21 protein-coding genes are annotated in these 23,406 nt (G+C 71.7%); 10 read left to right on the top strand and 11 right to left on the bottom strand.

Annotated features, from left to right (window positions below; genetic code table 11):
• Positions 1 to 15: 15 nt before the first annotated feature.
• The 3 genes from ABZ453_RS14290 to ABZ453_RS14280 all read right to left on the bottom strand — a co-directional run bounded on the left by ABZ453_RS14290 (position 16) and on the right by ABZ453_RS14280 (position 2,343).
• Positions 16 to 543 carry an SMI1/KNR4 family protein gene (locus ABZ453_RS14290; RefSeq protein ID WP_359014952.1) on the bottom strand — a complete coding sequence of 176 codons (528 nt, stop codon included), beginning with the start codon at positions 541 to 543 and terminating at the stop codon, positions 16 to 18.
• A gap of 82 nt (positions 544 to 625) precedes the next feature.
• Complete coding sequence (locus ABZ453_RS14285; protein WP_359014950.1) at positions 626 to 1,081, bottom strand: RpiB/LacA/LacB family sugar-phosphate isomerase; 456 nt, start codon at positions 1,079 to 1,081, stop codon at positions 626 to 628.
• Positions 1,082 to 1,101: 20 nt separating this feature from the next.
• Positions 1,102 to 2,343 carry an ROK family protein gene (locus ABZ453_RS14280; RefSeq protein ID WP_359014948.1) on the bottom strand — a complete coding sequence of 414 codons (1,242 nt, stop codon included), beginning with the start codon at positions 2,341 to 2,343 and terminating at the stop codon, positions 1,102 to 1,104.
• Positions 2,344 to 2,500: 157 nt separating this feature from the next.
• Here ABZ453_RS14280 and ABZ453_RS14275 point away from each other — a divergent pair, with 157 nt between their 5' ends.
• Positions 2,501 to 3,634: a methyltransferase gene (locus ABZ453_RS14275; protein WP_359015135.1), complete on the top strand. Its 1,134-nt coding sequence runs from the start codon at positions 2,501 to 2,503 to the stop codon at positions 3,632 to 3,634.
• On the opposite strand, the gene ABZ453_RS14270 is transcribed toward ABZ453_RS14275, so the two are convergent.
• Together ABZ453_RS14270 and ABZ453_RS14265 are read right to left on the bottom strand one after the other, a co-directional pair.
• Entirely contained in the window at positions 3,635 to 4,483 is an 849-nt protein-coding gene (locus tag ABZ453_RS14270; protein WP_359014947.1) for a class II fructose-bisphosphate aldolase, read from the bottom strand.
• 56 nt (positions 4,484 to 4,539) lie between these two features.
• Positions 4,540 to 5,421: an SIS domain-containing protein gene (locus ABZ453_RS14265; RefSeq protein WP_359014945.1), complete on the bottom strand. Its 882-nt coding sequence runs from the start codon at positions 5,419 to 5,421 to the stop codon at positions 4,540 to 4,542.
• 411 nt (positions 5,422 to 5,832) lie between these two features.
• Between ABZ453_RS14265 and ABZ453_RS14260 the strand changes: the two genes are divergently transcribed.
• Complete coding sequence (locus ABZ453_RS14260; protein ID WP_359014943.1) at positions 5,833 to 7,671, top strand: glycoside hydrolase family 15 protein; 1,839 nt, start codon at positions 5,833 to 5,835, stop codon at positions 7,669 to 7,671.
• A 39-nt stretch (positions 7,672 to 7,710) separates the two neighbouring features.
• On the top strand, positions 7,711 to 9,195 hold the full coding sequence (locus ABZ453_RS14255; protein ID WP_359015133.1) for an amidohydrolase: 1,485 nt from the start codon (positions 7,711 to 7,713) through the stop codon (positions 9,193 to 9,195).
• A gap of 19 nt (positions 9,196 to 9,214) precedes the next feature.
• Here ABZ453_RS14255 and ABZ453_RS14250 read toward each other — a convergent pair whose 3' ends face one another.
• From ABZ453_RS14250 to ABZ453_RS14235, 4 genes are all read right to left on the bottom strand, one after another.
• Positions 9,215 to 9,511, bottom strand: a complete 297-nt coding sequence (locus ABZ453_RS14250) for a hypothetical protein (protein ID WP_356764666.1) — start codon at positions 9,509 to 9,511, stop codon at positions 9,215 to 9,217.
• A 105-nt stretch (positions 9,512 to 9,616) separates the two neighbouring features.
• On the bottom strand, positions 9,617 to 10,603 hold the full coding sequence (locus ABZ453_RS14245; RefSeq protein WP_359014941.1) for an alpha/beta hydrolase: 987 nt from the start codon (positions 10,601 to 10,603) through the stop codon (positions 9,617 to 9,619).
• Between the two features lie 145 nt (positions 10,604 to 10,748).
• Positions 10,749 to 11,732 carry a trypsin-like peptidase domain-containing protein gene (locus ABZ453_RS14240; RefSeq protein WP_359014939.1) on the bottom strand — a complete coding sequence of 328 codons (984 nt, stop codon included), beginning with the start codon at positions 11,730 to 11,732 and terminating at the stop codon, positions 10,749 to 10,751.
• Positions 11,733 to 12,120: 388 nt separating this feature from the next.
• The gene (locus ABZ453_RS14235; protein WP_359014938.1) at positions 12,121 to 13,230 is read right to left on the bottom strand and encodes a GNAT family N-acetyltransferase; all 1,110 of its coding nucleotides are present in this window, start codon (positions 13,228 to 13,230) and stop codon (positions 12,121 to 12,123) included.
• Positions 13,231 to 13,598: 368 nt separating this feature from the next.
• On the opposite strand from ABZ453_RS14235, the gene ABZ453_RS14230 reads away from it, so the two are divergent.
• Complete coding sequence (locus tag ABZ453_RS14230; protein ID WP_359014936.1) at positions 13,599 to 14,771, top strand: acyl-CoA dehydrogenase family protein; 1,173 nt, start codon at positions 13,599 to 13,601, stop codon at positions 14,769 to 14,771.
• A 3-nt stretch (positions 14,772 to 14,774) separates the two neighbouring features.
• Here the strand turns inward: ABZ453_RS14230 and ABZ453_RS14225 are convergent, their stop codons facing one another.
• Positions 14,775 to 15,599: an SMP-30/gluconolactonase/LRE family protein gene (locus ABZ453_RS14225; RefSeq protein WP_359014934.1), complete on the bottom strand. Its 825-nt coding sequence runs from the start codon at positions 15,597 to 15,599 to the stop codon at positions 14,775 to 14,777.
• Between the two features lie 77 nt (positions 15,600 to 15,676).
• A complete protein-coding gene (locus tag ABZ453_RS14220; RefSeq protein ID WP_359014933.1) occupies positions 15,677 to 16,375 on the bottom strand; it encodes an FCD domain-containing protein in 699 nt (232 codons plus the stop codon).
• A 308-nt stretch (positions 16,376 to 16,683) separates the two neighbouring features.
• On the opposite strand from ABZ453_RS14220, the gene ABZ453_RS14215 reads away from it, so the two are divergent.
• The 6 genes from ABZ453_RS14215 to ABZ453_RS14190 are packed head-to-tail and all read left to right on the top strand — an operon-like array spanning position 16,684 to position 23,403.
• A complete protein-coding gene (locus ABZ453_RS14215; RefSeq protein ID WP_359014931.1) occupies positions 16,684 to 17,580 on the top strand; it encodes a proline iminopeptidase-family hydrolase in 897 nt (298 codons plus the stop codon).
• 32 nt (positions 17,581 to 17,612) lie between these two features.
• Positions 17,613 to 19,337 (top strand): ABC transporter substrate-binding protein, encoded by a 1,725-nt coding sequence (locus tag ABZ453_RS14210; protein WP_359014929.1) that lies wholly within the window; start codon positions 17,613 to 17,615, stop codon positions 19,335 to 19,337.
• Positions 19,334 to 20,359, top strand: a complete 1,026-nt coding sequence (locus tag ABZ453_RS14205; RefSeq protein ID WP_359014927.1) for an ABC transporter permease — start codon at positions 19,334 to 19,336, stop codon at positions 20,357 to 20,359. The genes ABZ453_RS14210 and ABZ453_RS14205 overlap by 4 nt, the downstream gene beginning before the upstream one ends.
• Entirely contained in the window at positions 20,356 to 21,333 is a 978-nt protein-coding gene (locus ABZ453_RS14200; protein ID WP_356764646.1) for an ABC transporter permease, read from the top strand. Before ABZ453_RS14205 ends, ABZ453_RS14200 begins: the two co-directional genes overlap by 4 nt.
• A complete protein-coding gene (locus ABZ453_RS14195) occupies positions 21,326 to 22,369 on the top strand; it encodes an ABC transporter ATP-binding protein (protein ID WP_359014925.1) in 1,044 nt (347 codons plus the stop codon). The genes ABZ453_RS14200 and ABZ453_RS14195 overlap by 8 nt, the downstream gene beginning before the upstream one ends.
• Positions 22,366 to 23,403 (top strand): oligopeptide/dipeptide ABC transporter ATP-binding protein, encoded by a 1,038-nt coding sequence (locus tag ABZ453_RS14190; RefSeq protein ID WP_359014923.1) that lies wholly within the window; start codon positions 22,366 to 22,368, stop codon positions 23,401 to 23,403. Before ABZ453_RS14195 ends, ABZ453_RS14190 begins: the two co-directional genes overlap by 4 nt.
• Positions 23,404 to 23,406 lie beyond the last annotated feature (3 nt).

Genomic DNA, 23,406 nt, shown 5'->3' with positions numbered 1-23,406 from the left:
CGTCCGGGACCGGCCTCAGCGGCAGAGTTCGTCGAGGTCGTCGGAGAAGGTCGGGAACTCCGCCCGGGCCTCGGCGATGATCTCCTCGGCCGGGCGGTGCGGAGACGTGGCGTGCTGCTCGGCGAGTTTCGTCAGCTCCGCGTTCGGCCGGGCATCGCGTCGGCCGAACTCGACGACCTCCATCGGTCCGAGGCCGTCGGCCAGCAGCCACAGGAAGTCGGAGAGGCTGCCGGCGACCACGCCCCGCTCCCCCTCCGAACCGAGGAACACCACGGGCTGTTCAGGGAGCGGTCGCCCAGGTCGCACACACCAGAGGGCGGCCAGACCGCCGGTGCCGTCCTGCCCGAAGACCCGGTAGGCGTCACCGTCGACGTCCCGGTTGCCGGTCCAGTTGCGCAGCCAGTCGGTGGTCTCCTCGGCGGAGTCGAAGGCGTCGTACGGCTCGAAGTCGACGCCCTCGCCGTCGTCGTAGTCGAACTCCACCCGGGCCACGGCGGCCAGGGCGGGCGGAAGCCGGCGCTCGCCGTCGGTTGTCTCGGTCATGCGCGCAGGCTATCCGTGGCCACTGACACTCGGCCCGGGCCACGGAGATGTCCACCGACCGCCCTGTCCATCGCCCGGCACCTCAGGGGGTCGCCCTGTCGCCGTCGAGACGCTCGACGCGCTCCACGTTCTGCCGGTCCTCGGCATCCGGGCTGGCCTCACCGGCGAACCAGGCGTCGAGGATCTCCTTCAGCAGCGGCTCCGACGTCAGCCGCAGACTGAGGGCGAGCACGTTGGCGTCGTTCCAGCGGCGAGCGCCGTCCGCGGTGTAGGCGTCGGTGCACAGGGCGGCCCGTACGCCCGGCACCTTGTTCGCGGCGATGGAGGCGCCGGTGCCGGTCCAGCAGCACACGACCGCCTGGTCCGAGGCGCCGGAGGCGACGTCCCGGGCGGCCGCCTCCGAGCAGGCGGCCCACCGGGGGTCGTCGCCGGGGCTCAGCGCACCGTGCGTCACGACCTCGTGGCCCCGCTCGGTCAGCTGCGCGAGGAGCGAGCGCGCCACGGGTTCGTCCATGTCTGAGGAGACGGAGATCCGCATGCCCCGAGAGTACGTCGCGCTCAGGCTCCGAGCGCGGCCAGGGGATCGTCCAGCACCGGCTGCCACGCCAACTCCGCCGCTCCGACCAGGCTGTTGTGGTCCAGGGTGCAGGGCAGGATCGGGACACTGCCGCTCTGCCCCCACAGGCTGCGGTCGGCCACGACGGCGCGCAGTCGGTCGGGGTCGGCGTCGAGCAGGGTGCGGTGCAGGCCGCCGAGGATGACGCGGTCGGGGTTGAGGATGTTGACCAGGCCTGCGAGGCCCAGGCCCAAGCGGTCGATGAGGGTCTCGGCGGCCGTACGCACGGTCGGGTCGGCGTAGTGGTCGCGGATGAGGTCGTCGGCCTGTTTGAGCAGGGAGTCCGCCGGGCCCGGATCACGCCCGGCGGCCGTCAGCAGGGCCAGCGGGTCGGCCTCGACGTCCAGGCAGCCGCGGCTGCCGCAGTGGCAGGGGCGGCCCGCCGGGTTGACGGTGAGGTGGCCGACCTCCAGGGCGAGGCCCGAACTGCCCGTGTGCAGACGGCCGTCGAGGACCAGCGCGCCGCCCACACCGCGGTGTCCGGTGGCCACACACAGCAGGTCACGGGCGCCGCGACCGGCGCCGTGCCGGTGTTCGGCGAGGGCGGCGAGGTTGACGTCGTTGGCCGCGAAGGCCGGTCCGGTGATCCCGGCCGCGCGCACTCGCTCCGCGAAGATCCGCCGGACGGGGGCGCCGACGGGCCAGGCCAGATGGAGGGGGTTGAGGGCGAGACCGTCGGGTTCGGCGACGGCGGACGGTACGGCGAGACCGGCGCCGACACAGCGCCGTCCCGTCTCGCGCAGCAGCTCCGCGCCCGCCTCGACGACCGAGCCGAGCACCTTGGCCGGGTCGGCGTCGACGGTCTCGCAGCCGGGCGCGGTGGCGACGATCCGTCCGCCGAGGCCCACCAGTGCCGCCCGGAATCCGTCGGCGTGCACCTGGGCGGCGAGCACGACCGGCCCCTCGTCGGCCACCGCCAGCCGGTGCGAGGGCCTGCCCTGCGATCCGGCCGCCGCGCCGGGCCTGGCGTCGACCCTGATCAGCCCGAGTGCCTCCAGCTCGGCGGCGACCGCACCGGCCGTCGCCCGGGTCACCCCGAGCTCGGCGGTGAGCACGGCCCGGGTCGGCGCACGCCCGGTGTGCACGAGCTCCAACGCGGGCCCGAGCGCACCGCGCCCCCGGTCCAACCGCGTCCTCGAGGTGGTCCCTTCCCCCGCCGGCCGGGGGTCCGCCTTGCCGCTCATGAGGGCGAGTCTCCCATGATCCGCAGGCGCCGGGGCCACAGGCGGCCGACCCTGACGTACACGATCCGGGTGCGGGTCCGGGACAGCAGCCCGCCCATCCTCCCCGATCAGCCCTGAGCTGCGGCTCCGCTAGCCTGGTCGGACGATGAACGACCGTATGACGACGCCGTGGGGCGAGCTCGCGCTGGCCCGGTTTCCCGAGGATCCGCGCGACCGGCTGCGTGCCTGGGACGCCTCCGACGAGTATCTGCTGAGGCATCTCGCGCAGGAGAAGGTACGCCTGGACGGCACGGTCGTGACCGTCGGGGACCGGTGGGGCGCGCTGGTGACCGCGCTGGCGGAGCACCGGCCCGTGCACATCACGGACTCCTTCCTCGCGCAGGAGGCGACCAGGGCCAATCTCGCCCGCAACGGCGTCGAAGCGGGTGCCGTAGAGCTGCTGACCACGCAGGACGACCCGCCCGAGCGGATCGACGTGCTGCTGGTGCGGGTGCCGAAGAGTCTCGCGCTGCTGGAGGACCAGCTGCTGCGGCTCGCGCCCGCCGTACACGGGGGGACCGTGGTCGTCGGCGCGGGGATGGTGAAGGAGATCCACACCTCGACGCTGCAGTTGTTCGAGCGGATCCTCGGGCCGACCCGCACCTCGCTGGCGGAGAAGAAGGCGCGGCTGATCTTCTGCACGCCGGATCCGGCACTGGAGCGGTCGGACAATCCGTGGCCGTACAGCTATGTGCTGCCGGACGGCATCGGTCCGGTCGCGGGGCGGACGGTCGTCAATCACGCCGGGGTTTTCTGCGCGGACCGGCTGGACATCGGGACGCGGTTCTTCCTGGGGCATCTGCCCAGCGCCCGGGGTGGCCGGCGGGTGGTGGACCTGGGCTGCGGGAACGGGGTCGTCGGGACGGCGGTGGCGGTCGCCGCCCCGGACGCCGAGGTGCTGTTCGTGGACGAGTCGTACCAGGCGGTGGCCTCGGCGGAGGCGACGTACCGGGCGAGCCGGGTGGCGGGACGCGCCGAGTTCCGGGTCGGGGACGGGCTGGCCGGGGTGCCGGCCGGGAGCGCGGACCTGGTGCTGAACAATCCGCCGTTCCACTCGCACCAGGCGACGACCGACGCGACGGCCTGGCGGATGTTCACCGGGGCGAAACGCGTGTTGCGCCCCGGTGGTGAGCTGTGGGTGGTCGGCAACCGGCACCTGGGGTACCACCTGAAGCTGCGCCGGCTGTTCGGCAACAGTCAACTGGTCGCCGGTGACCCGAAGTTCGTGGTGCTCAAGGCGGTCAAGCGGTAGTCAGCCGAGGGTGCGGACGATGTCCGTGACCGTGCGCACCATCGCCTCGCGGCCCACGCTGAGGTACTGGCGCGAGTCGACCGCCTCGGGGTGCGCGGCGAGGAACTCCCGGATGGCGGCCGTCATGGCGATGTTGAGCGCGGTGCCGACGTTGACCTTGGCGATGCCGCCCGCGACCGCACCGGCGAGTTCGTCGTCGGGCACGCCGGAGGAGCCGTGCAGGACGAGCGGGACGTCGAGCACGGCGGACAGGCGCTTGAGCAGGGCGTGGTCGAGGGTGGCGGTGCGGGTGGTCATGGCGTGGGTGCTGCCGATGGCGACGGCGAGCGCGTCGACCCCGGAGTCGGCCACGAAGGCGCGGGCCTGGTCGGGGTCGGTACGGGCGCCGGGGGCATGGGCGTCCAGCGCGGGCCGCCCGCTCTTGCCGCCGATCTGGCCCAACTCCGCCTCGATCCACAGGCCTTGGCCGTGCGCCCACTCGGCGGCGGCGCGGGTCGCGGCGAGGTTCTCCTCGTAGGGCAGCCGGGCCGCGTCGTACATGACCGAGCTGAAACCGGCGCCGGGCGCCTGGCGCAGCAGGTCGTCGCTCTGGACGTGGTCGAGGTGCAACGCGACGGGGACGGAAGCACGTTCGGCGGCGACGGCGGCGGCCCGGGCCAGCGGCAGCAGGCGGCCGTAGCGGAACTTGACGGCGTTCTCGCTGACTTGGAGGACGACCGGAGCTCCGGCGGCTTCGGCACCGGCGATGACGGCCTCGACGTGTTCCAGCGTGATGACGTTGAAGGAGGGGACGGCGGACTGCGCCGCCGCGGCCCGGGTGACGAGTTCACCGGTGGTGGTGAGGGGCACGGCTGCTGCCTTTCTGGGCGTCAGGGCGAATCTGACCGTCGGGACGCATCTGGGCGTCAGGGCGCGAGGATCACCGAGCGGGTGAGATGGCGGGGCCGGTCCGGGTCGAGGCCGCGCGCGGCGGCGACGGCGACGGCGAGGCGCTGGGCCCGGACCAGTTCGGCCAGCGGGTCGAGGTCGCCCGCCACCCACAACCCGCCTGTCTGCCCCACCTGTTCGGCGAGCCCGTCGGGAGCCTCGCCCAGCATCCAGGTCGCGGTGCCGCGGGTGGTGATGCTGATCGGTCCGTGGCGGTACTCCATCGCCGGGTACGCCTCGGTCCAGGCGAGGGACGCCTCGCGCATCTTCAGTCCCGCCTCGTTCGCCAGTCCCACCGTCCAGCCCCGGCCGAGGAAGGCGAACTGCGTGCACTCGACGAGCCCTTCGGGCAGCGGGGTCGCGAGCGCGGTGCGGGCGTCGGCGACCACGTCGTCCGTGTGCAGCCCCAGGTGGGCACGGAGGAGGGTGAGGGCGGTCGTGGCGAACCGGGTCTGCACGACAGAGAGTTCGTCGGCGAAGTCGAGCACGACGGCCTCGTCGGCGGCCGTCATGACCGGGGTGCCGGGGTCGGCGGTGATGGCCGTCGTCCGCGTGCGGCCCTGCAACTCGGCCAGCAGGCACAGGACTTCGGTGGTGGTGCCGGAGCGAGTCAGGGCCAGGACACGGTCGTAGGCGCGTCCGTGAGGGAACTCCGAGGCGGCGAAGGCGTCCGTCTCGCCCTGCCCCGCGGCCTCGCGCAGTGCCGCGGCCGACTGCGCCATGAAGTACGAGGTGCCGCAGCCGACGATCGCGACCCGCTCCCCCGGCGCCGGGAGCACCCCGCCGTACCGTTCCGCCTCGGCGGCGGCGCGCGTCCAGCACTCGGGCTGACTGGTCAGCTCGTCCTCGACATGGGTCATGCCGGAGCCCTCCCCTGCTCGTGATTGTTCTTGCAAGATATAGCCAGCATTCGAGCATAATCAAGCATTCGCGCGAAGTCGGGTGCGAGGATCGCCGGAGACCGAGGGACGGGGGCCCTGATAGGGACGGGGGCCCTGATGTCGCGGGGCCCCGCTGGAAGGCGCTGCGGAGGCCCACTTCAGCAAGCTGGGCCGACGGGCGTTCGCGCGGATCCGCGGGACCGAGGTGGTCGGCACGCTCGTGACGGGCATGACGGCGAGCGAGGACACGGTGCGCGCCGGTTCGAGGCGGCGGGGCTCCGGGGCGTGACCGGCCGGCGCGGTGCGCTCCGTCCCCGAGATCCCCGCGCTCACGGCGTCGATTCCGCCTAGGCTGAGGGCGAGATGCGTGTCCGGGGCAGGGAGGCCACGATGGGCGCACGAGTGATCGACCAGGAGGTCCCCGGGGCCGACCCGCGTTATCTGCCGATCGCCGAGCACGGTCTGATCGGCGATCTCCGCTCCGTGGCCCTGGTCGGGACCGACGGCACCATCGACTGGTACTGCTGCCCGGCCTTCGACGCCCCCAGCGTCTTCGCCTCGATCCTGGACGCCGAACGCGGCGGGTGCTTCGAGCTCGCCGCCACCGTGCCGGCCAAGACGAAGCAGTTCTACTTCCCCGACACCAACGTGCTGATCACCCGGTTCTTCACCGAGGACGGCGTCGGCGAGGTGCAGGACTTCATGCCCGTGAACGGCGGCAAGGTCGAGGCCGAACGGCATCGGCTGATCCGGCGGGTGGTGTGCGTGCGCGGCTCCATCCCGTTCCGCACCCGGGTCGCCCCGCGCTTCGACTACGGCACCCGGCCGCACACCGTGCGCATGGCCGGCGAGGCCGCGGTCTTCGCCTCCGACGGGCTCTCCCTCGCCCTGACCGCGACGGTGCCGCTCGCCGCCGAGGGGCTGGACGCGCGGGCCGACTTCAAGCTCTCGGAGGGCGAGACGGCGGTGTTCGCGCTGGACCAGGTCGGCGGTGACCTCCAACCGCGCCGGTGCGCGAAGCTGGAGGCGGAGGAGCAGTTCGGCACGACCGTGGCGTACTGGCGTCGCTGGCTGTCCGCCTCCAAGTACCGGGGCCGCTGGCGGGAGATGGTGCACCGCTCCGCCCTCACCCTGAAGCTGCTCACCTACGCGCCCACCGGCGCCATCGTCGCCGCGCCGACGACCAGCCTGCCCGAGCAGCTGGGCGGCGAACGCAACTGGGACTACCGGTACGTGTGGGTGCGCGACGCCGCCTTCTGCGTGTACGCGCTGCTGCGCCTCGGGTTCACCGACGAGGCCGAGGCGTTCATGAAGTTCCTGACCCAGCACGTCAGTCCGTCGACCGACGGGCACTCCGCCCCGCTGCAGATCATGTACGGCATCGACGGCCGCACCGACCTCACCGAACGCGAACTCGACCACTTCGAGGGCCACCACGGCTCCGCTCCGGTACGGGTCGGCAACGCGGCGGCCGACCAGCTCCAGCTCGACATCCACGGCGCCCTCATCGACTCGATCTACCTCTACGACAAGTGGGCCAAGCCGATCTCCAGCGACCAGTGGGACGACGTGTGCGCGCTGGTGGAGTGGGTGTGCGAGCACTGGAACCAGCCCGACGAGGGGATCTGGGAGACCCGGGGCGGCCGCAAGAAATTCCTGTACTCGCGACTGATGTGCTGGGTGGCGATCGAGCGGGCCATCCGCATGGCCAACCGGCGGGGGCTGCCCGCCGATCTGCCGCGCTGGCGCGAGGCCCGGGACACGATCTACCGGCGGATCATGACCCACGGCTGGTCCGAGGCCCGCCAGGCCTTCGTCCAGCACGAGGACGACGACGTGCTGGACGCGGCCGTCCTGATGATGCCGTTGACGAAGTTCATCGCCCCGACCGACCCCAAGTGGCTGTCCACGCTCGACGCGCTGACCAACGAGCTGGTGTCCGACTCCCTCGTCTACCGCTACGACCCGACGGCCAGCCCCGACGGACTGCGCGGTGACGAGGGCACCTTCTCCATCTGCTCGTTCTGGTACGTCGAGGCCATGGTCCACGCCGGCCGCATCGACGAGGCCCGCCTGGCCTTCGAGAAGATGCTGACGTACGCCAACCATCTCGGCCTGTACGCCGAGGAGATCAGCAACACCGGTGAGCAACAGGGCAACTTCCCGCAGGCGTTCACCCATCTCGCCCTGATCAGCGCCGCGTTCAACCTGGACAAGGCCCTCGGCTGACGACCCCCGTGGGAGCCTTCGGTGACGACCCTCGACAGCATGCCCGGCCGCCCGGCGGACGGCCTCGACGCGCTGACCCTCACCCGGGTGCGGCTCGGCCCGGGCGGCCCGCTGGGCAGCGTGCGCGTCGCCGAGGGACGCGTCGTCGCCGTCGCGGAGGGCGAACTGGACGGTGGCGGGCTGGACTTGGACGGGCGGACCGTGCTGCCCGGCTTGTGGGACGCGCACGCCCATGTCGCGCAGTGGGCCGGAAACCGCCACCGGGTGGACCTGTCCGGGCATGCCTCGGCGCGGGCGGTGGCCGACGCGGTACGGGCGCACCCGTCCGGTCTGCCGGCCGGCGAGACGGTGACGGGGCAGGGTTTCCGGGACGGGATGTGGCCCGACGTGCCGCACAAGGCGCTGCTGGACGCGGTGTGCCCGGACCGGCCGGTCGTGCTGATCAGCGCCGATCTGCACGCCGTGTGGCTGAACTCGGCCGGTCTGGCGCTGGTCGGCCGGGGTGACCACGCCACGGGACTGCTGCGTGAGCACGAATGCTTCGAGGCGATGCGCGCGCTGCCCGAGGTGCCGGCGAAGGTGCAGGACCGCTGGGTGGCCGAGGCCTGCCGGGACGCGACCGCGCGGGGTGTCACCGGGGTCGTCGACTTCCACTTCTCCGACAACATCGCCGACTGGAGCCGGCGTTCGGCGCACCGGCCGCCCGCGGTACGCGTCCGGGCGGCCGTCTATCCGAGGCACCTGGAAGGGGCGATCGAGCGCGGTTACCGGACGGGGGACGTGCTGCCCGGTACCGGAGGCCGTGTCCAGGTGGGCCCGCTCAAGCTGTTCACGGACGGTTCGCTCAACACGCGGACGGCGCTGTGCTGCGACCCGTACCCCGGGTTGGAGGGTACGCGCGAGGTGTACGGCAGCCAGGAGACGTCGTACGACGAACTGGTCCGTCTGGTGCGGCGCGCGGCCGCCCAGGGCATCGAGCCCGCCGTTCACGCGATCGGCGACCGGGCCAACTCCCTTGCCCTGGACGCGTTCGCGGCCGTCGGCTGCCGGGGACGGATCGAGCACGCCCAGCTGCTGACGGCCGCCGACATGCCGAGGTTCGCGGAGTTGGGGGTGACGGCGAGTGTGCAGCCCGCGCACGCCACCGACGACCGTGACGTGGCCGACCGGCACTGGGCCGGACGTACCGGGCGGGCCTTCGCCTACGCGGATCTGCTGGCGGCGGGCGCCCGGCTGGAGTTCGGCTCCGACGCGCCCGTCTCGCCGCTGGATCCCTGGCTGGGCATCGCCGCCGCCGTCCACCGCACGAACGACGGACGCCCCGCCTGGCACCCCGAGCAACGCATCCCGGTACGGGCCGCGCTCACGGCGTCGGCAGGCGGCCGCTGCGCGCTGCGGCCCGGCGACCCGGCCGACCTGGTGATCGTGGACGCCGACCCGCTGGACGCCGACGCGCACACCCTGCGCGAGATGCCGGTGCACGCCACGATGCTGGGCGGCACCTGGACTTACGGCCCTTGGTGACGCCCCGGCACGGAGCCCGCTAGGGCGTCACCACGGTGTGTGCCGGATAGACCTTCGGCTGCACGTCCGGGACGCCGAGGTCCCTCAGGATCGGCAGGATGGTTTCGCCGAACTCCCGGAACGCCTCCTCGGACTCCCAGACGTCCACGACGAGCCAGCCGTCGTCCGTGGGGGCGGCGGTGTGCGAGATGAGCCCGGCCACCGGCCAGTCACCGGGGGACTTGACCGGGCCGGGCCGGCCGGCCACCTTCTCCGCGCTTCCCTCGTACTGCTCGCGGGTCATCCCCGGAACATCGAAAACCGCGACGATCGCCATGCTGACTTCCCTTCCTCGGAGGTAGGAGAACTCCGGCCAGTCGACCAGCCGGAACGGCCGCCCGCGCGCGGACGTGAGCCGATCAGGGCACGGTCGCGCCCATTTTCAGACCCAGAGGGTGGTGAGCCAGTCGGTCAGGAGGTGGCTGGTCTCCTCGGGGCGTTCCTGCTGGATGAAGTGGCCGCAGCCGTCGAGGAGGTGGCACGAGGTGAGGCCGGGAAGGGTGGTGGGGTACGCCTCGATCGCGTCCGCCAGCCAGGTGGTGGAGGCGTCGAGCGCGCCGCCGGCGAACAGGGCGGGCTGCTTGAGCGGGGCACCGTGGTGGGCGGCCAGGTCCTCCCAGTCGCGGTCCATGTTCCGGTAGCGGTTCAGCGCCCCGGTCAGCCCGGTCCGCTCGAACTCCCCAGCGTAGACATCGAGTTCGTCCTCGGCGAGCCAGGCCGGGAGGGGCCCGGCCGGGAAGCGCTCGCGCAGTGTCCCGCCCCGGGTGACGAAGTGCGGGTCGGGAGCGCCGGGCGCCGACATGGTGTCGGCGGACAGGGCGGCGTAGAACCCGGCGAGCCAGCCGCGGACGTCCGGCTCGATCTCGGCCTCGGCGCGGCCGGGCTCCTGGAAGTACGAGACGTAGAACTCCTCCTCGCCGCCCATCCCCGCGAAGACCTCGCTCGGCCGGGGGCCGCCAGGGGGCGTGTACGGCACGCTCAGCAGGCCCACCGCGCGGAAGACATCGGGCCTGAGCAGCGTGGACATGGCGGCGATCGTCGCGCCCCAGTCGTGCCCGACGATCACTGCCGACCGCTCCCCCAGGGCCTCGACCACGGCCACGTTGTCCGCGACCAGGTCGAGCATCCGGTACGAGGTCACCGCCTCCGGCCTGGAGGAGCGGCCGTAGCCACGGACGTCGATCGCCGCGGCACGGTACCCGGCGGCGGCCAGGGCGGGCAGTTGGTGGCGCCAGGAGTACCAGGACTCCGGGAAGCCGTGCACGAGCAGGACCAGGGGTCCGCCGCCCTGCTCCACGAGGTGGGTGCGGCCGGCCGGTGAGGACACCAGGCGGTGGATACGGTCGGTGATGGCGTGGGGGTACGACACGGGTCCTCCCGGAATGGGTGCCTGCGGTGGCCACTGCCGATCATGCGGCGGCCGGCGCAGCCCACACGACACTTGTTGCCGCTTCGGCAACAGCGGCGTTTCGGCAACAGCGGCGTTTCGGCAACCCCGGGCAGGAGAAGCGGTCTCAGTCGTCCGCGACGAGTTCGACAGGCGTGGCGATGACGTCCACCAGGGCCTCGCCGCGCAGGGCGGTCAGGGCCAGCGGGCGGCCTATGGCGTCCTCCAGCATCAGGCGCTGCAGGGACTGGGCGCTGCTGACGGGTTCGCCCTGGGCGGTGACCAGCAGGTCACCGGTGCGCAGGCCGGCGCGGGCGGCCGGGGAGGCGGGGACGACCTCGACGACGCGCAGACCGGTGGCGACGCCCGTGCGGGCCCGGAGCGTGGGCGGGAGCGGGGCGGGGATGCCGGCGACGCCGAGGTAGGCGCGGCGGACCCGGCCGGTGGAGAGCAGCGCCGCGATGATCTTGCGGCTGGTGTCGTTCACGGGGATGGCGAGGCCCAGTCCGACGTCCGCGATGGCGGTGTTGATGCCGACGACACTGCCGTCGGCCGTGGCCAGGGCGCCGCCCGAGCTGCCGGGGTGGAGGGTGGCGTCGGTCTGGACGACGTTGTCGACGACCCGCGTCGCCGTGCCGGCGCTGGTCGGCAAGGAGCGGCCCAGGGCGCTGACCACGCCGGCGGTGACGCTGCCCGCCAGGCCGAGCGGGTTGCCGACCGCCACGACCAGTTGGCCGACCCGCAGCGCGTCGGCCTCGCCGAGGCGGGCCGGGGCCGGGGTGGGGCCGTCGGCGCGGACCACGGCGAGGTCGGACAGCGGGTCGGCGCCGATGACGTGGAAGGGAGTGGTGGTGCCGTCGGCGAAGGATGCCGTACCGGCGTCGGAGTGCCCGACGACGTGGGCGTTCGTGAGCAGGAAGCCGTCGTCGGTGAAGACCACCGCGGAGCCGGTACCGACCACGAAGCGGCCTCGGGCGCGGCGGTGCGCGACGTTGAGGGACGCCACCTTCGGGGTGAGCTCGGCGGCGACCGAGGTGACGATCCGGGAGTAGGAGTCGAGCGCGGCCTGCTCCGCAGAGGAGCGGTCGGGCCCGGAGAGTGTCTCGGCCACGAGTCGACCTTTCCGCCTGCCCCGGGGCTTCTCCATGCGCCCAGGGGCCCGGATTACATGCTTACACCCCAGCATCCGCGAGCGGTCCGCACTTCGCTGCGGGCTGACACCGCGGCCCCGGATTCGGTGCGGACTGACACCGCGGTCCCGGATTCGGTGCGGACTGACACCGCCCTCGGCTTCCCTGCGGCTGGCCCCCCGCCCCCCGTATTCACTGCGGCTGACACCGCCCTCGGCTTCGTACGGGCCGACACCGCCCCCGGATTCCCTGCGGCTGACACCCCGGTCCCCGTATTCACTGCGGCTGACACCGCACCGCACCCTCGGATTAACCGCACAGAGAGCGCCCCGGACTCCCCGCGCGCTGACACCGCCCCGTCTTCTCGCTTCAGCCCGTGCGGCGGCCCTTGACGCCTGCCTCGGCACGGCTGCGCAGGGTGCCGGCCGTCCGCAGGAGTCGGTCGGCGGGGGCGCGCAGCTCGGGGTGGGCGTTGACGGTGTTGCGCAGGCCGCGCACGGGCCGGCGCCACAGCCGGTGGGCCGCCGCGACGGGGTGGGGGCGGCTGGCGAACCCTTCCGCCACCCGCAGCTCGCGGGTCTTGAGCCAGTCCTTGTACTCCTTGTCGCCGCGCCCCAGGTCCATCAGCGTCACGCCGTTGCGGGCTGCGGCCTCGGCGGTGCGCAGGTGCATCATCAGGCCCGGCGAATACCGGTGCAGTTCGGGATCGTAGGCGGTGAACCACGCGGCGAGGACCGTGCGGGATCTCGGCCCGAAGTGCGCGGCCACGGGCCGGTCGCCGGCGTAGAGGACGGACAGGACGCCGGTGAAGTGCTCCTCGCGGACCTCGAAGAGATGGTTGACCAGATCGACGATCCACGGCCGGGCGAACCGGTCCATCCGCCCCGTTCTGCGGTACTGGGCGGACTTCCACTGCATGAGCCGACGCAGCATCCGCGGGTCCCGCTCGTCGAACTCGAACCGCACCTCGCCCACGTCGCGGCCCAGCCGGCGCTCCTTCTTCAGGGTCGTCTTGGCGTGCCCCGGGTAGGCGCCGCGCAGCCACTGCGCATAGCCGCTGGGGTCGGGCTTGAGGTCGACCACCGGGGAGGCGAAGGTCCCCGTGACATGTCTGGCGAAGGGTTTCTGCTCGGCGACGAGATGGTCGAACTCGAAGATGGACAGTCCGCAGGCCTTCAGCAGTTCCTGGGCGTTCCAGGTGACGCCGGGGCGGTGCACGAGGGCCTGGCAGTCGGAGAGGCCCAGGCCGATGGCCCTGCCCACGCCGAGGGCGTTGCGCTCGTAGGGGAAGAAGCCGACCGGTGAGCCGTTCTCGCGCAGGACGGCGACACGGGTGCCGGAGCGGTGTCCGCCGATGCCGAGGGTGAACTCCGGGGCCAGGAAGGGGTTGGAGTACTCGGGTGACTCGTCCATCGCGCGGTGCCACGCCTCGCGGAGCGATGCGTTCAGCTCGTCGACTCTGTGGACCGTGACATCCACGTCAGATCAACCGCCCTTCCACGGGTTCCGTGCGGAACGTCCCGGCCGTGGCGCAGGCCGGTAGGGCGTGTGGACTGCTGTTGCTGGATCGCATCGGCGACCGCTCCCCCCGTGACGCGCTGTCCGCGTCGTACTTCTTTGAGTATCAGCCGATTACACGCCGTGTACACGGTCGTTCCGTGATTGACCGCCACGTTCCGGACCAACCGGCGAGGATCAAACGTCGCGAAACAGTACGCATGTTGTCAAGACCGTCCACCGCTACGGAAGATGCCGGTGGCCGTTTCACGGGTGCCCGCGGGCGGGTGCCGTTGACACGTGGTGGGTCCCGCGTCACGGTGAGGGTCCGTCGTGCCCGGAGGTCCGCCATGGCTCCCTCGTCAGCACCCCGCACCGACACCGGCATCGTCGAACGCGTCCGCGCGCTCCGCCCCTTCATCGGTGAGCAGGCACTGCGCACGGAGCAGGAGCGCAGCGTGCCCGACGAGGTCGTCGCCGCCCTGACGGACGCCGGGGTCTACCGGATGAACGTTCCCCGGCGCTACGGCGGCTACCAGACCCGGCCGCGCGTCCAGGTCGACACTTTGGCCGAAATCGCCGCGGCCTGTGGATCCACCGCGTTCGCGGCGCTGATCCAGGCGGGCTGCGCGTTCATCGCGGCGCTCTTCCCCGACGAGGCGCAGGACGAGATCTTCACCGGTCCCGACGTACGGGTCGGCGGCACCCTCGTCCCGGACGCGGTGGCGGTCGCCACCGACGGCGGCTATGTCGTCAACGGGACCTCGGGGTTCGCGACCGGCTGCCGACACGCCGACTGGCATCTGCTGACGGCGCGGGTGGAGAACGCCGACGGACCGCCCGAGGTGCTGTGGACCGCCGTGCCCATGGCCGAGCTGGAGATCCTCGACGACTGGTTCGTCTCGGGACTGGCGGGCAGTGGCAGCGACAGCGTCGTCGCCCGCGACGTGTTCGTCCCGGCCCACCGGGTGCTGCCCGTAGGGCCGATGCTGGCGGGCGAGTTCCCCTCCAAGACCAACGCCGACGACCCCTTCTACCGGACTCCGGTGCTGCTGATGTTCTGCGCCTGGACGGCGCCGGCCGCTCTCGGTCTGGCACGGGCGGCGCTGGAGGGGTTCACCGAGCGGATCCACCGGCGGGGCATCACGTACACCTTCCACCAGCGGCAGAGCGAGGCGGCGGTCACGCATCTGCAGGCGGCCGAGGCGGCGATGAAGCTCGCCTGCGCCGAGTCGCTGACGGGCGACTTCCTCGCCCGTATCGAGGCGGGCGGGCCGTTCGGCGTGGCGGAGCGGGCCAGGATCCGGGCGCAGAGCGGCTATGTGGCCCGGCTGTGCAAGGAGGCCGTGGACATCGTCGCCTCCGCGTCCGGCGCGTCGTCGCTGCGCCGGGAGGTGCCGATCCAGCGGGCGGTGCGCGATGTGCAGGCCCTGAATCTGCACTCCTTCGTCAATCCCGCCACCAACCTGGAGCTGTACGGACGGGTCCTGTCGGGGCTGGACGCGGGGACGCCGTTCCTGTGAGTCCTACGGCGCCGGTACCTCGACGGGGACCGTGAGGACCTGGCCGCTGCCGGGTGCCACCAGCTCGCCCCCGGTCATGCCCTGCCACCGTGCCGCCGTGACGAACAGCGTCCGGCCGCCGAGCGCGCAGGCGAACGCGCCCCGGTCCAGGGAGACCGTCCGCAGTACGGTGCCGCCCTCGGCCACGCGCACACAGCGCCGGTTCGGTACGTCGGCGTACCAGACGGCGTTCTCCGCGTCGACGCAGATGCCGTCCGGGGCGCCCTCGCCGAGGTCGGCCCAGACGCGCCGGCCGGACAGTGAGCCGTCCGGGTCCACCGTGAAGGCGACCAGTTGATGCCGGTAGGAGTCCGCGACGATCAGCGTGGAGCCGTCGACGGTCATCGTCATGCCGTTGGGGAAGGCGAGGTCGTCGGCGACCTCGCGGACCGCGCCGTCGGGGGTGACCAGATGGACGAAGCCGGGTCTGACGTCCTCCCCGGACATCGGGGCGAAGCCGATCCGGTTGACGTACGCGTTGGCGCGGTCGTCGACCACGATGTCGTTCCAGCCGGGGGCCCCGAGATCGGCGTACGTCACCAGGCTTCCGTCGGACTCGCGGCTCAGCAGTCGCCCCTCGGCGGACGAGACGATCAGCAGACGGCCGTCCGGGAGCCATTCGGTGCACAGGGGCAGCGACGCCACCCGGGCGACCACCTCGCTGCGGCCGGACAGGTCCACGGCGACGACCTCGCCCGCGGACCAGTCCGAGAAGTACAGCCGTCCGCCGTGGATGTGCGGGGACTCCAGCAGACCCCGGCCGGTGAGCAGCGTGGACACCTCGGTCATGGTCGTCACGTCCCTTCGGTCGAGCCGGCCCTCACTTTTCAGACGAAGAACCGTCCGCCGGATCGACACATCCGGGGTCAGGACGGATCCACGGCCTTCACCCGGGTCAGGACGTCCCGGATCATCTCGGCACTGATCATGAAGTGGCGTCGCGCGATCTGTTCCGCGCGCTCGGGCTCGCCCGCCGCGATGGCCTCGTACAGCGCCTTGTGGTCCTCGCCGCCCTGGTGGAAGCGGGTGCGCTCGCCCTTGCCCCAGGGTTCGACCGGAAAACCGAGGCTGATCCGGGCGAGCAGGTCACGGCTGAGCATGACGATCTGCGGGTTGCCGGTGGCGGTGCGCACCGCCTGGTGGAAGGCGCTGTCCGCGGTCTGCTCGTCGCGGGGCGTGCGGGCGGACAGATAGGCGCTCAGGGCGTCCCGCATCGGCTCGAGGTCCTCGGGACGCCGACGCCGGGCCGCGGTCGCGGCCACCATGCCCTCCACCAGACCCCGCAGGTCGAAGAGTTGCTCGAACTCCTCCCAGCGCGGTACCAGGGTGTGCCGGACGGCCGCGGCGGTCGACTCGGTCCAGCTGTCGCGCACGTAGGCCCCGCCGTTGCGGCCGCGGCGGATCTCGACCACGCCGACGGCCTGCAGACGGGCGACCGCCTCGCGCACGGTGGGCCGGCTGACCCGCAGCAGCCGGATCAACTCGCGTTCCACGGGGAGCCGTTCACCGGGCAGGAAGTCGCCGACGGCGATCGCGGTCAGCAGCCGGTCGCAGACCTCGTCCACGGCGGAGGCCACCCGGACGGGGCGCAGCTCGGGTGAGGGGGCACCGCCGAGCAGGACACGGTCCAGTACGCGGGAGAACTCGCCGCCGGGTTCGGGCGGCTCAGGTACGGATGTCAGCTGGTGCCCCCTTGTTCGCCGCTCCTGTTAACGCGCGCGGGCCAGGTTAATCCGCTGTTACGTCTTGGCCTGGCCCGACTAAAAGGTCTTGTGCGCTGACCATTTACCCAATCAGTATCTCACCCATCCGTCACACCCATCTTGTTTCAGCCAGCGGCCGATTCCCTACGGCCGGTCTGGGAGGCTTCCCCGTGGCGATCCCCGAACCGAACCGCACCGGAACCGTCGACTTCAACGGCTGGTCCACCTGGTACCGGATCACGGGCGAGCCGGGCAGGACACCCCTGGTGGTCCTGCACGGCGGACCCGGTGCCGGTCACAACTACACCCTGAGCATCGCGGGCATCTCCCGGCAGGGCCGTCCCGTCGTGCACTACGACCAACTGGGCACCGGCCTGTCCACCCATCTGCCCCACAAGGGCGCCGACTTCTGGACCGTCCAGCTCTTCCTCGACGAACTCGACAACCTGCTCGCGAAGTTGGGCATCGCCGACGCCTACCACCTCCTCGGCCAGTCCTGGGGCGGCATGCTCGCCGCCGAACACGCCGTACGCCGCCCGCCCGGACTGCGCGGTCTGGTCATCGCCAACTCCCCGGCCTCCATGGAGCTGTGGCTGGCGGGGGCCGCCGAGCTCCGGGCCGAACTGCCGCCGGAGGTCCAGCACACCCTGCACGCCCACGAGAGGGCAGGGACCACCGACCACCCCGACTACCGCGCGGCCGAACAGGTCTTCAACGAGCGCCATGTGTGCCGCGTGACCCCCAACCCGCCCGAAGTACAGGCCACCTGGGACAACATCGCGGCCGATCCGACCGTGTACCACACGATGAACGGGCCGAACGAGTTCCACGTCGTCGGCACGCTCAAGGACTGGACCGTCGTCGACCGCCTGCATCTCGTCGAGGTGCCGACCCTGCTGGTCTCCGGCCGTCACGACGAGGCGACCCCCGAGACCCTCCACCCCTTCGCCGAGCGCGTCCCCGACGTGCGCTGGCACATGTTCGAGCACTCCAGCCACATGCCGCACGTCGAGGAGGAGGAGCTCTACCTCCGGGTCGTGGGCGCCTTTCTCGACTCCACCGACTGATCCCCCACCTTCCCCGAGGGGAGTTCCCCGCGATGTCCCGCAGCACCAGACGGGGCGCGCTCGCCGCAGCCGCCGTCGCCCTCGCTCTGACCGCAGCCGCCTGTTCCTCCTCCGGCGGCGGCTCGTCCACCGGCCCGACCGCCTCGTCCTCCGGATCCGGCACCGCCGCCTTCCAGCCGCAGCACAAGGGCGGCACCCTGAAGCTGGTCGCCCACGCCGCCGCCGGCAGCTTCGATCCGCAGGTCAACTACACCCTTCAGTACTGGCAGTTGTACCAGTCGATGTACGACGGGCTGCTCGCCTTCAAGAAGGTCGGCGGCCAGGAGTCCTTCACCGTCGTCCCGGATCTCGCCACGGCGATGCCGAAGGTCACCAACGGCGGCAAGACCTACACCTTCACGCTGCGCAAGGGCGTCACCTTCTCCAACGGCAAGGCGCTGACCACCGACGACGTGGTGGCCTCCTTCGAGCGCATCTTCAAGGTCTCCAGCCCCACCGCCGGCACCTTCTACAACGGCATCGTCGGCGCCGACGCCTGTCTGAGGAAACCGGCCGGCTGCACGCTGCCCCGGGGCGTGATCGGCGACGCGAAGACGAACACGGTCACCATCAACCTCACCGCCGCGGACGCGGAGTTCCCGTACAAGCTGGCCGTCCCGCACGCCGGCATCCTGCCCAAGGACTCCCCCGCGAAGGACGCCGGTACCAAGCCGCTGCCGTCGACCGGCCCGTACACGGCGGCCTCGTACGACCCCAACCGCGAGCTGAAGCTGGTGCGCAACCCGCACTTCAAGGAGTGGTCGCGCGACGCCGAGCCGCAGGGCTACCCGGACGTCATCGACTACACCTTCGGGCAGACCGTGGAGTCGGAGGTCACGGCCGTGGAGAACGGCCAGGCGGACTGGATGTTCGACGCACCTCCCGCCGACCGGCTGAACGAGATCGGCACCAAGTACGCCTCCCAGGCACACGTGAACCCGCTGACGGCGTTCTGGTACGCCACCCTGAACGTGAACTCGGCGCCGTTCAACAACAAACTGGCCCGCCAGGCGATCAACTGGGCCGTCGACCGGTCCGCCGTGGTGCGGCTGTACGGCGGCACCAACCTCGCCTCTCCCGCGTGCACGATCCTGCCGCCGGGCTTCCCCGGCCACGTCGACTCGTGCGACTACACCGAGGGCGGCGGCAAAACCTGGAAAGCGCCGGACCTGGCCAAGGCCAAGGCCCTGGTCAAGCAGTCCGGCACCGCGGGGCAGCAGGTCGGCATCGTCGTCCAGGACGACGACGTCAACAAATCGATCGGACAGTACCTGCAGAGCCTGCTGACGCAGCTCGGCTACAAGGCCACCCTCAAACCGCTGTCGGCGAACATCCAGTTCACCTACATCCAGAACACCAAGAACAAGGTCCAGCTGGCGCTGACCTCCTGGTACCAGGACTATCCGGCGGCCTCGGACTTCCTCAACGTGCTGTTCTCCTGCGCCTCGTTCCACCCGGGCAGCGACTCCAGCATCAACATCTCCGGTTTCTGCGACAAGAGCGTCGACGCGAAGATGCAGACCGCGATCAGGACGGCGCAGACCGACGAGCAGGGCGCGAACCAGCAGTGGGGCGCGATCGACCAGGACGTCATGGCCCAGTCGCCGGTCGTCCCGCTGATCAACCCGAAGATCATCGACTTCACGTCGAAGCGGCTCGGCGACTACCGGTTCAGCAAGCAGTTCTACATGCTCGTCGGGCAGACGTGGGTCAAGTGACCGCCGCCCAGCCCTCGTCCACCGTCGAGGCCCGGCGCTCGCCGGGCCCCTGGCGGACGGCCGCCGCCGACCTGTCGCACAACAGGTCGGCGCTGGCCGCGGCCGTCGTCCTGTTGATCGTCGTCACGGCGAGTCTGTGCGCGCCGCTGTACGCGGCGCACATCGCCCACACCGATCCGTTCCAGTCCCATGTCTCCGGCACGACCGTCGTCGACGGGAAGACGGTGCCGGTGCTCACCCCCAGCAGCACCGGCCTCGGCCTCGGTGTCACGCCCATCGGGCCGACCTGGGACCCCGCGCACTACTTCCTGGGCGCCGACAACCAGGGCCGCGACGTCATGGCGCGCCTGCTGTACGGCGGACGCACCAGCCTGTTCATCGGGTTCACCGCGGCCGTGCTGACCTGCCTGGTGGGGACGGCCGTCGGGGTCGTCGCCGGCTACGCGGGCGGCGTCGTGGACTCCGTCATCTCCCGCGTCCTGGACGTCATCTGGGCCTTCCCCGTCTATCTGCTGGCCATCTGCCTCTCGGTGGTACTGCTCACCAACGGACTGCACCTCGGCCCGCTCACCGTGGACACGGGAAGCCTCTGGCTTCCGGTGACGATCATCGCGGCGATCTATGTGCCGTACATCGCCCGGCCGTTGCGCGGCCAGGTGCTGGTGCTGCGGAACAAGGAGTTCATCCACGCCGCCGTCGGTTCCGGCGCCCCGACCCCGCGCATCCTGCGCCGGGAGGTGCTGCCGAACGTCCTGCCGACGACGATCGTCTTCGTCCCGCTGATGACCGCGCTGGCCATGCTCACCGAGTCGGCCCTGTCGTTCCTGTCGGTCGGTGTCCAGCCTCCCGACGCCAGCTGGGGCACGATCATCGAGGACGGCCTCGGCCTGCTGTACACGCGGCCCGCGGTGACCATCGCACCGGGGCTGCTCATCGCCCTGACCACGGCCGCCCTCAACGTCCTGGGCGACGGGGTCCGCGACGCGCTCGACCCGGGCGCGCGACTGCGCGGAGGGGTGTGACGACCGTGCTGTCCTTCGCCCTCAAACGGTTCGCCTCGGCGCTGCTGGTGATGTTCGCCATCAGTGTGCTGGTGTTCCTGATCTTCTTCGCCACCCCGGGGGTCGACCCGGCCGCCCGCATCGCGGGCCGCAACGCCGACCCCGCCACCCTCGCCCAGGTGCGGCACTCCTTCGGCCTCGACCGGCCGATGCCCGTGCGCTATCTGCTGATGATGCGTCATCTGCTGATCGACCGGGACCTGGAGTCCTTCGTCAACCGCGGCTCCCGGGTGATCCCGCAGATCCTGCAGGCCACGCCGGTGACCCTGTCACTGGTCGTCGGCGCCGCCCTGATCTGGATGGTGGCCGGCGTCGTCATGGGTACGGCCGCGGCCACCCTGCGCGGAAGGGCCGCCGACCCGCTGATCATGCTCGTCGGCGTGGTCGGCGTCTCCCTGCCGGCCTACTGGCTCGGCGAGGTCGTCAACCTCGTCACCCAGAAGCAGTTGCACTCCTCGGTCTTCTCCTGGGTGCCGCCACCCGGATACGTCGGCATCGGCCGCGACCCCGGTCAGTGGGCGCTGCACATGCTCTTCCCGTGGCTGACCCTGGCGCTGCTGTACGCCGGGATCTACGCCCGTCTCCTGCGCGGCGAGGTCGTCACCGCGCTGAACGAGGACTATGTGCGCACCGCCCGCGCCAAGGGCCTGTCCGAGCGGCGCATCCTGCTCCGGCACGCCCTGCGCTGCTCCCTGATCCCGATCGTGTCGCTGTTCGGCCTGGACTTCGGCGCGCTCGTCGGCGGCGCCGCGCTGCTGACCGAGGTCGTCTTCGGCCTGCCCGGGATCGGCAAGCTCACCTACGACGCCCTGCAGAACCTGGACCTGCCGGTGATCATGGGGACGGTCCTGTACGCGGCGTTCTTCGTGGTCCTCGCCAACGCGCTCGTCGACATCCTCTACGCCCGACTCGACCCGAGGGCACGCCATGCCTGACCAACCCCTGCTCGACGTACGCGACCTGCGGGTCTCCTTCCGCACCCGCCAGGGCGCGGTGACGGCCGTGGACGGCCTGTCCTTCTCAGTAGCACCCGGAGAGATCCTGGGCGTGGTGGGCGAGTCGGGCTCCGGCAAGAGCGTGTCGATGCTGGCCGTCCTGCGGCTGCTGACCAACCCGAACGTGACCGTGTCGGGCGAAGTGCTCTTCCGCGGACGGGACTTGCTGACCCTGCCCGACAGGGAGATGCGGGCGGTGCGGGGCCGGGAGATCGCCATGGTCTTCCAGGACCCGATGACCGCGCTGACCCCCGTGTACACCGTGGGCTGGCAGATAGCCGAGCAGATCCGGGCGCACGAACCGGTCTCCCGCCGGGAGGCGCATGCCCGGGCCGTCCAGCTGTTGTCCGACGTCGGCATTCCCGACGCCGCCTCGCGCGTGAACGCCTACCCGCACGAGTTCTCCGGCGGCATGCGCCAGCGGGCGGTCATCGCGATGGCGCTGTCCTGCGGCCCGTCCCTGCTGATCGCCGACGAACCGACGACGGCTCTCGATGTCACGGTGCAGGCCCAGATCCTCGACCTGATGCGGCAGTTGAACGAAGGCGGCTCCGCCGTCGTCCTGATCACCCACGACATGGGGGTGATCTCGCAGATCGCCGACCGGGTCCTGGTGATGTACGGCGGGCGGGCCGCCGAGGAGGGCCCGCGCAGGGCGGTGTTCCACGGCCCCCGGCACCCCTACACCTGGGGCCTGCTGGACTCGGTGCCCCGCGTCGACGGCCCACGGCTGCGGCGGCTGCCCACCATCGCGGGCGTGCCGGTCACGCCGGGCAGTCTGCCGGAGGGCTGCGCGTTCGCGCCGCGCTGCCGGCTGCGGCACGAGCGGTGCGAGGAGCGGCCACCGCTGTCCGTGGGCGACGGCGACGCGGCGCACCGGGACGCCTGCTGGTTGCCGTCCGGCGGCCGCGCGGCGCTGCGCCTGACAACGACGACGGCGGGGGAGAAGGACACGGACGCGGAGGCGGCATCGTGACGGCACAGGAGGTGGTGACGGTGGAGCAGACCCCCTCGTCGGGCGGTGAGGTCCTGCTGCGTGCCACGGACGTCAGCAAGCACTACACCCTGCGCCCGGACGGACTCGCCCGGCGCCGACGGGTCCTGCGGGCCGTGGACGGCGTGTCCCTCGAGGTCCGCACCGGGGAAACCCTCGGCGTCGTCGGCGAGTCGGGCTGCGGCAAGTCCACCCTGGGCCGCTGCCTGCTACGGCTCACCGAACTGACCGGCGGGCGGGTGGAGTTCGACGGAAAGGACATCACCGGCCTCTCCTCGCGGCGGCTGCGCCCGCTCCGTCCCGGCATGCAGCTGGTCTTCCAGGACCCGCAGGCCTCGCTCAACCCCCGCCGCCGCGCCGGGGACATCGTGGCGGAGCCGCTGCTCGTGCACCGGTACGGCGACGCCGCCACGGTCCGCCGCCGGGTCGCGGAGCTCTTCGACGTCGTGGGACTGTCGTCGGCGCACCGGGACCGCTATCCGCACGAGTTCTCCGGCGGCCAGCGCCAACGCATCGGTATCGCGCGGGCACTCGCCACCGAACCGAAGCTGATCGTGGCCGACGAGCCCGTTTCCGCTCTGGACGTGTCGATCCAGGCCCAGGTGCTCAACCTCTTCGCCGACCTCCAGGAGCGGTTCGGTCTCACCTACGTGTTCATCGCCCACGACCTCGGTGTGGTCCGGCACGTCTCCGACCGCATCGCCGTGATGTACCTCGGCGAGATCGTCGAACTCGGCGGAACCGAGGCCCTCTTCGGCGCCCCGGCGCACCCGTACACCGAGGCGCTGCTGTCGGCGGTCCCGGACATCGACGACGGCACCGGCACCGCGGAGGCGTCACGGCGGGAACGCGTCGTCCTCAGCGGCGAGGTCCCCAACCCCGCGAACAAACCGACCGGTTGCCCGTTCCGTACGCGCTGCGCCCACGCCCGCGATCTCTGCGCCCGGGAACGCCCCTCGCTCAGCGGCACCGCTTCCGGCCGCCTTGTCGCCTGTCACTACCCCTTGGCCGGCTGAGGC

It is taken from the genome of Streptomyces sp. NPDC005799, assembly GCF_040630525.1.
In the GTDB taxonomy this organism is placed as follows: domain Bacteria; phylum Actinomycetota; class Actinomycetes; order Streptomycetales; family Streptomycetaceae; genus Streptomyces; species Streptomyces griseorubiginosus_B.
The sequence above is the reverse complement of the archived record's forward strand: the minus strand, read 5'-3'. Positions and strand labels throughout refer to the sequence as shown.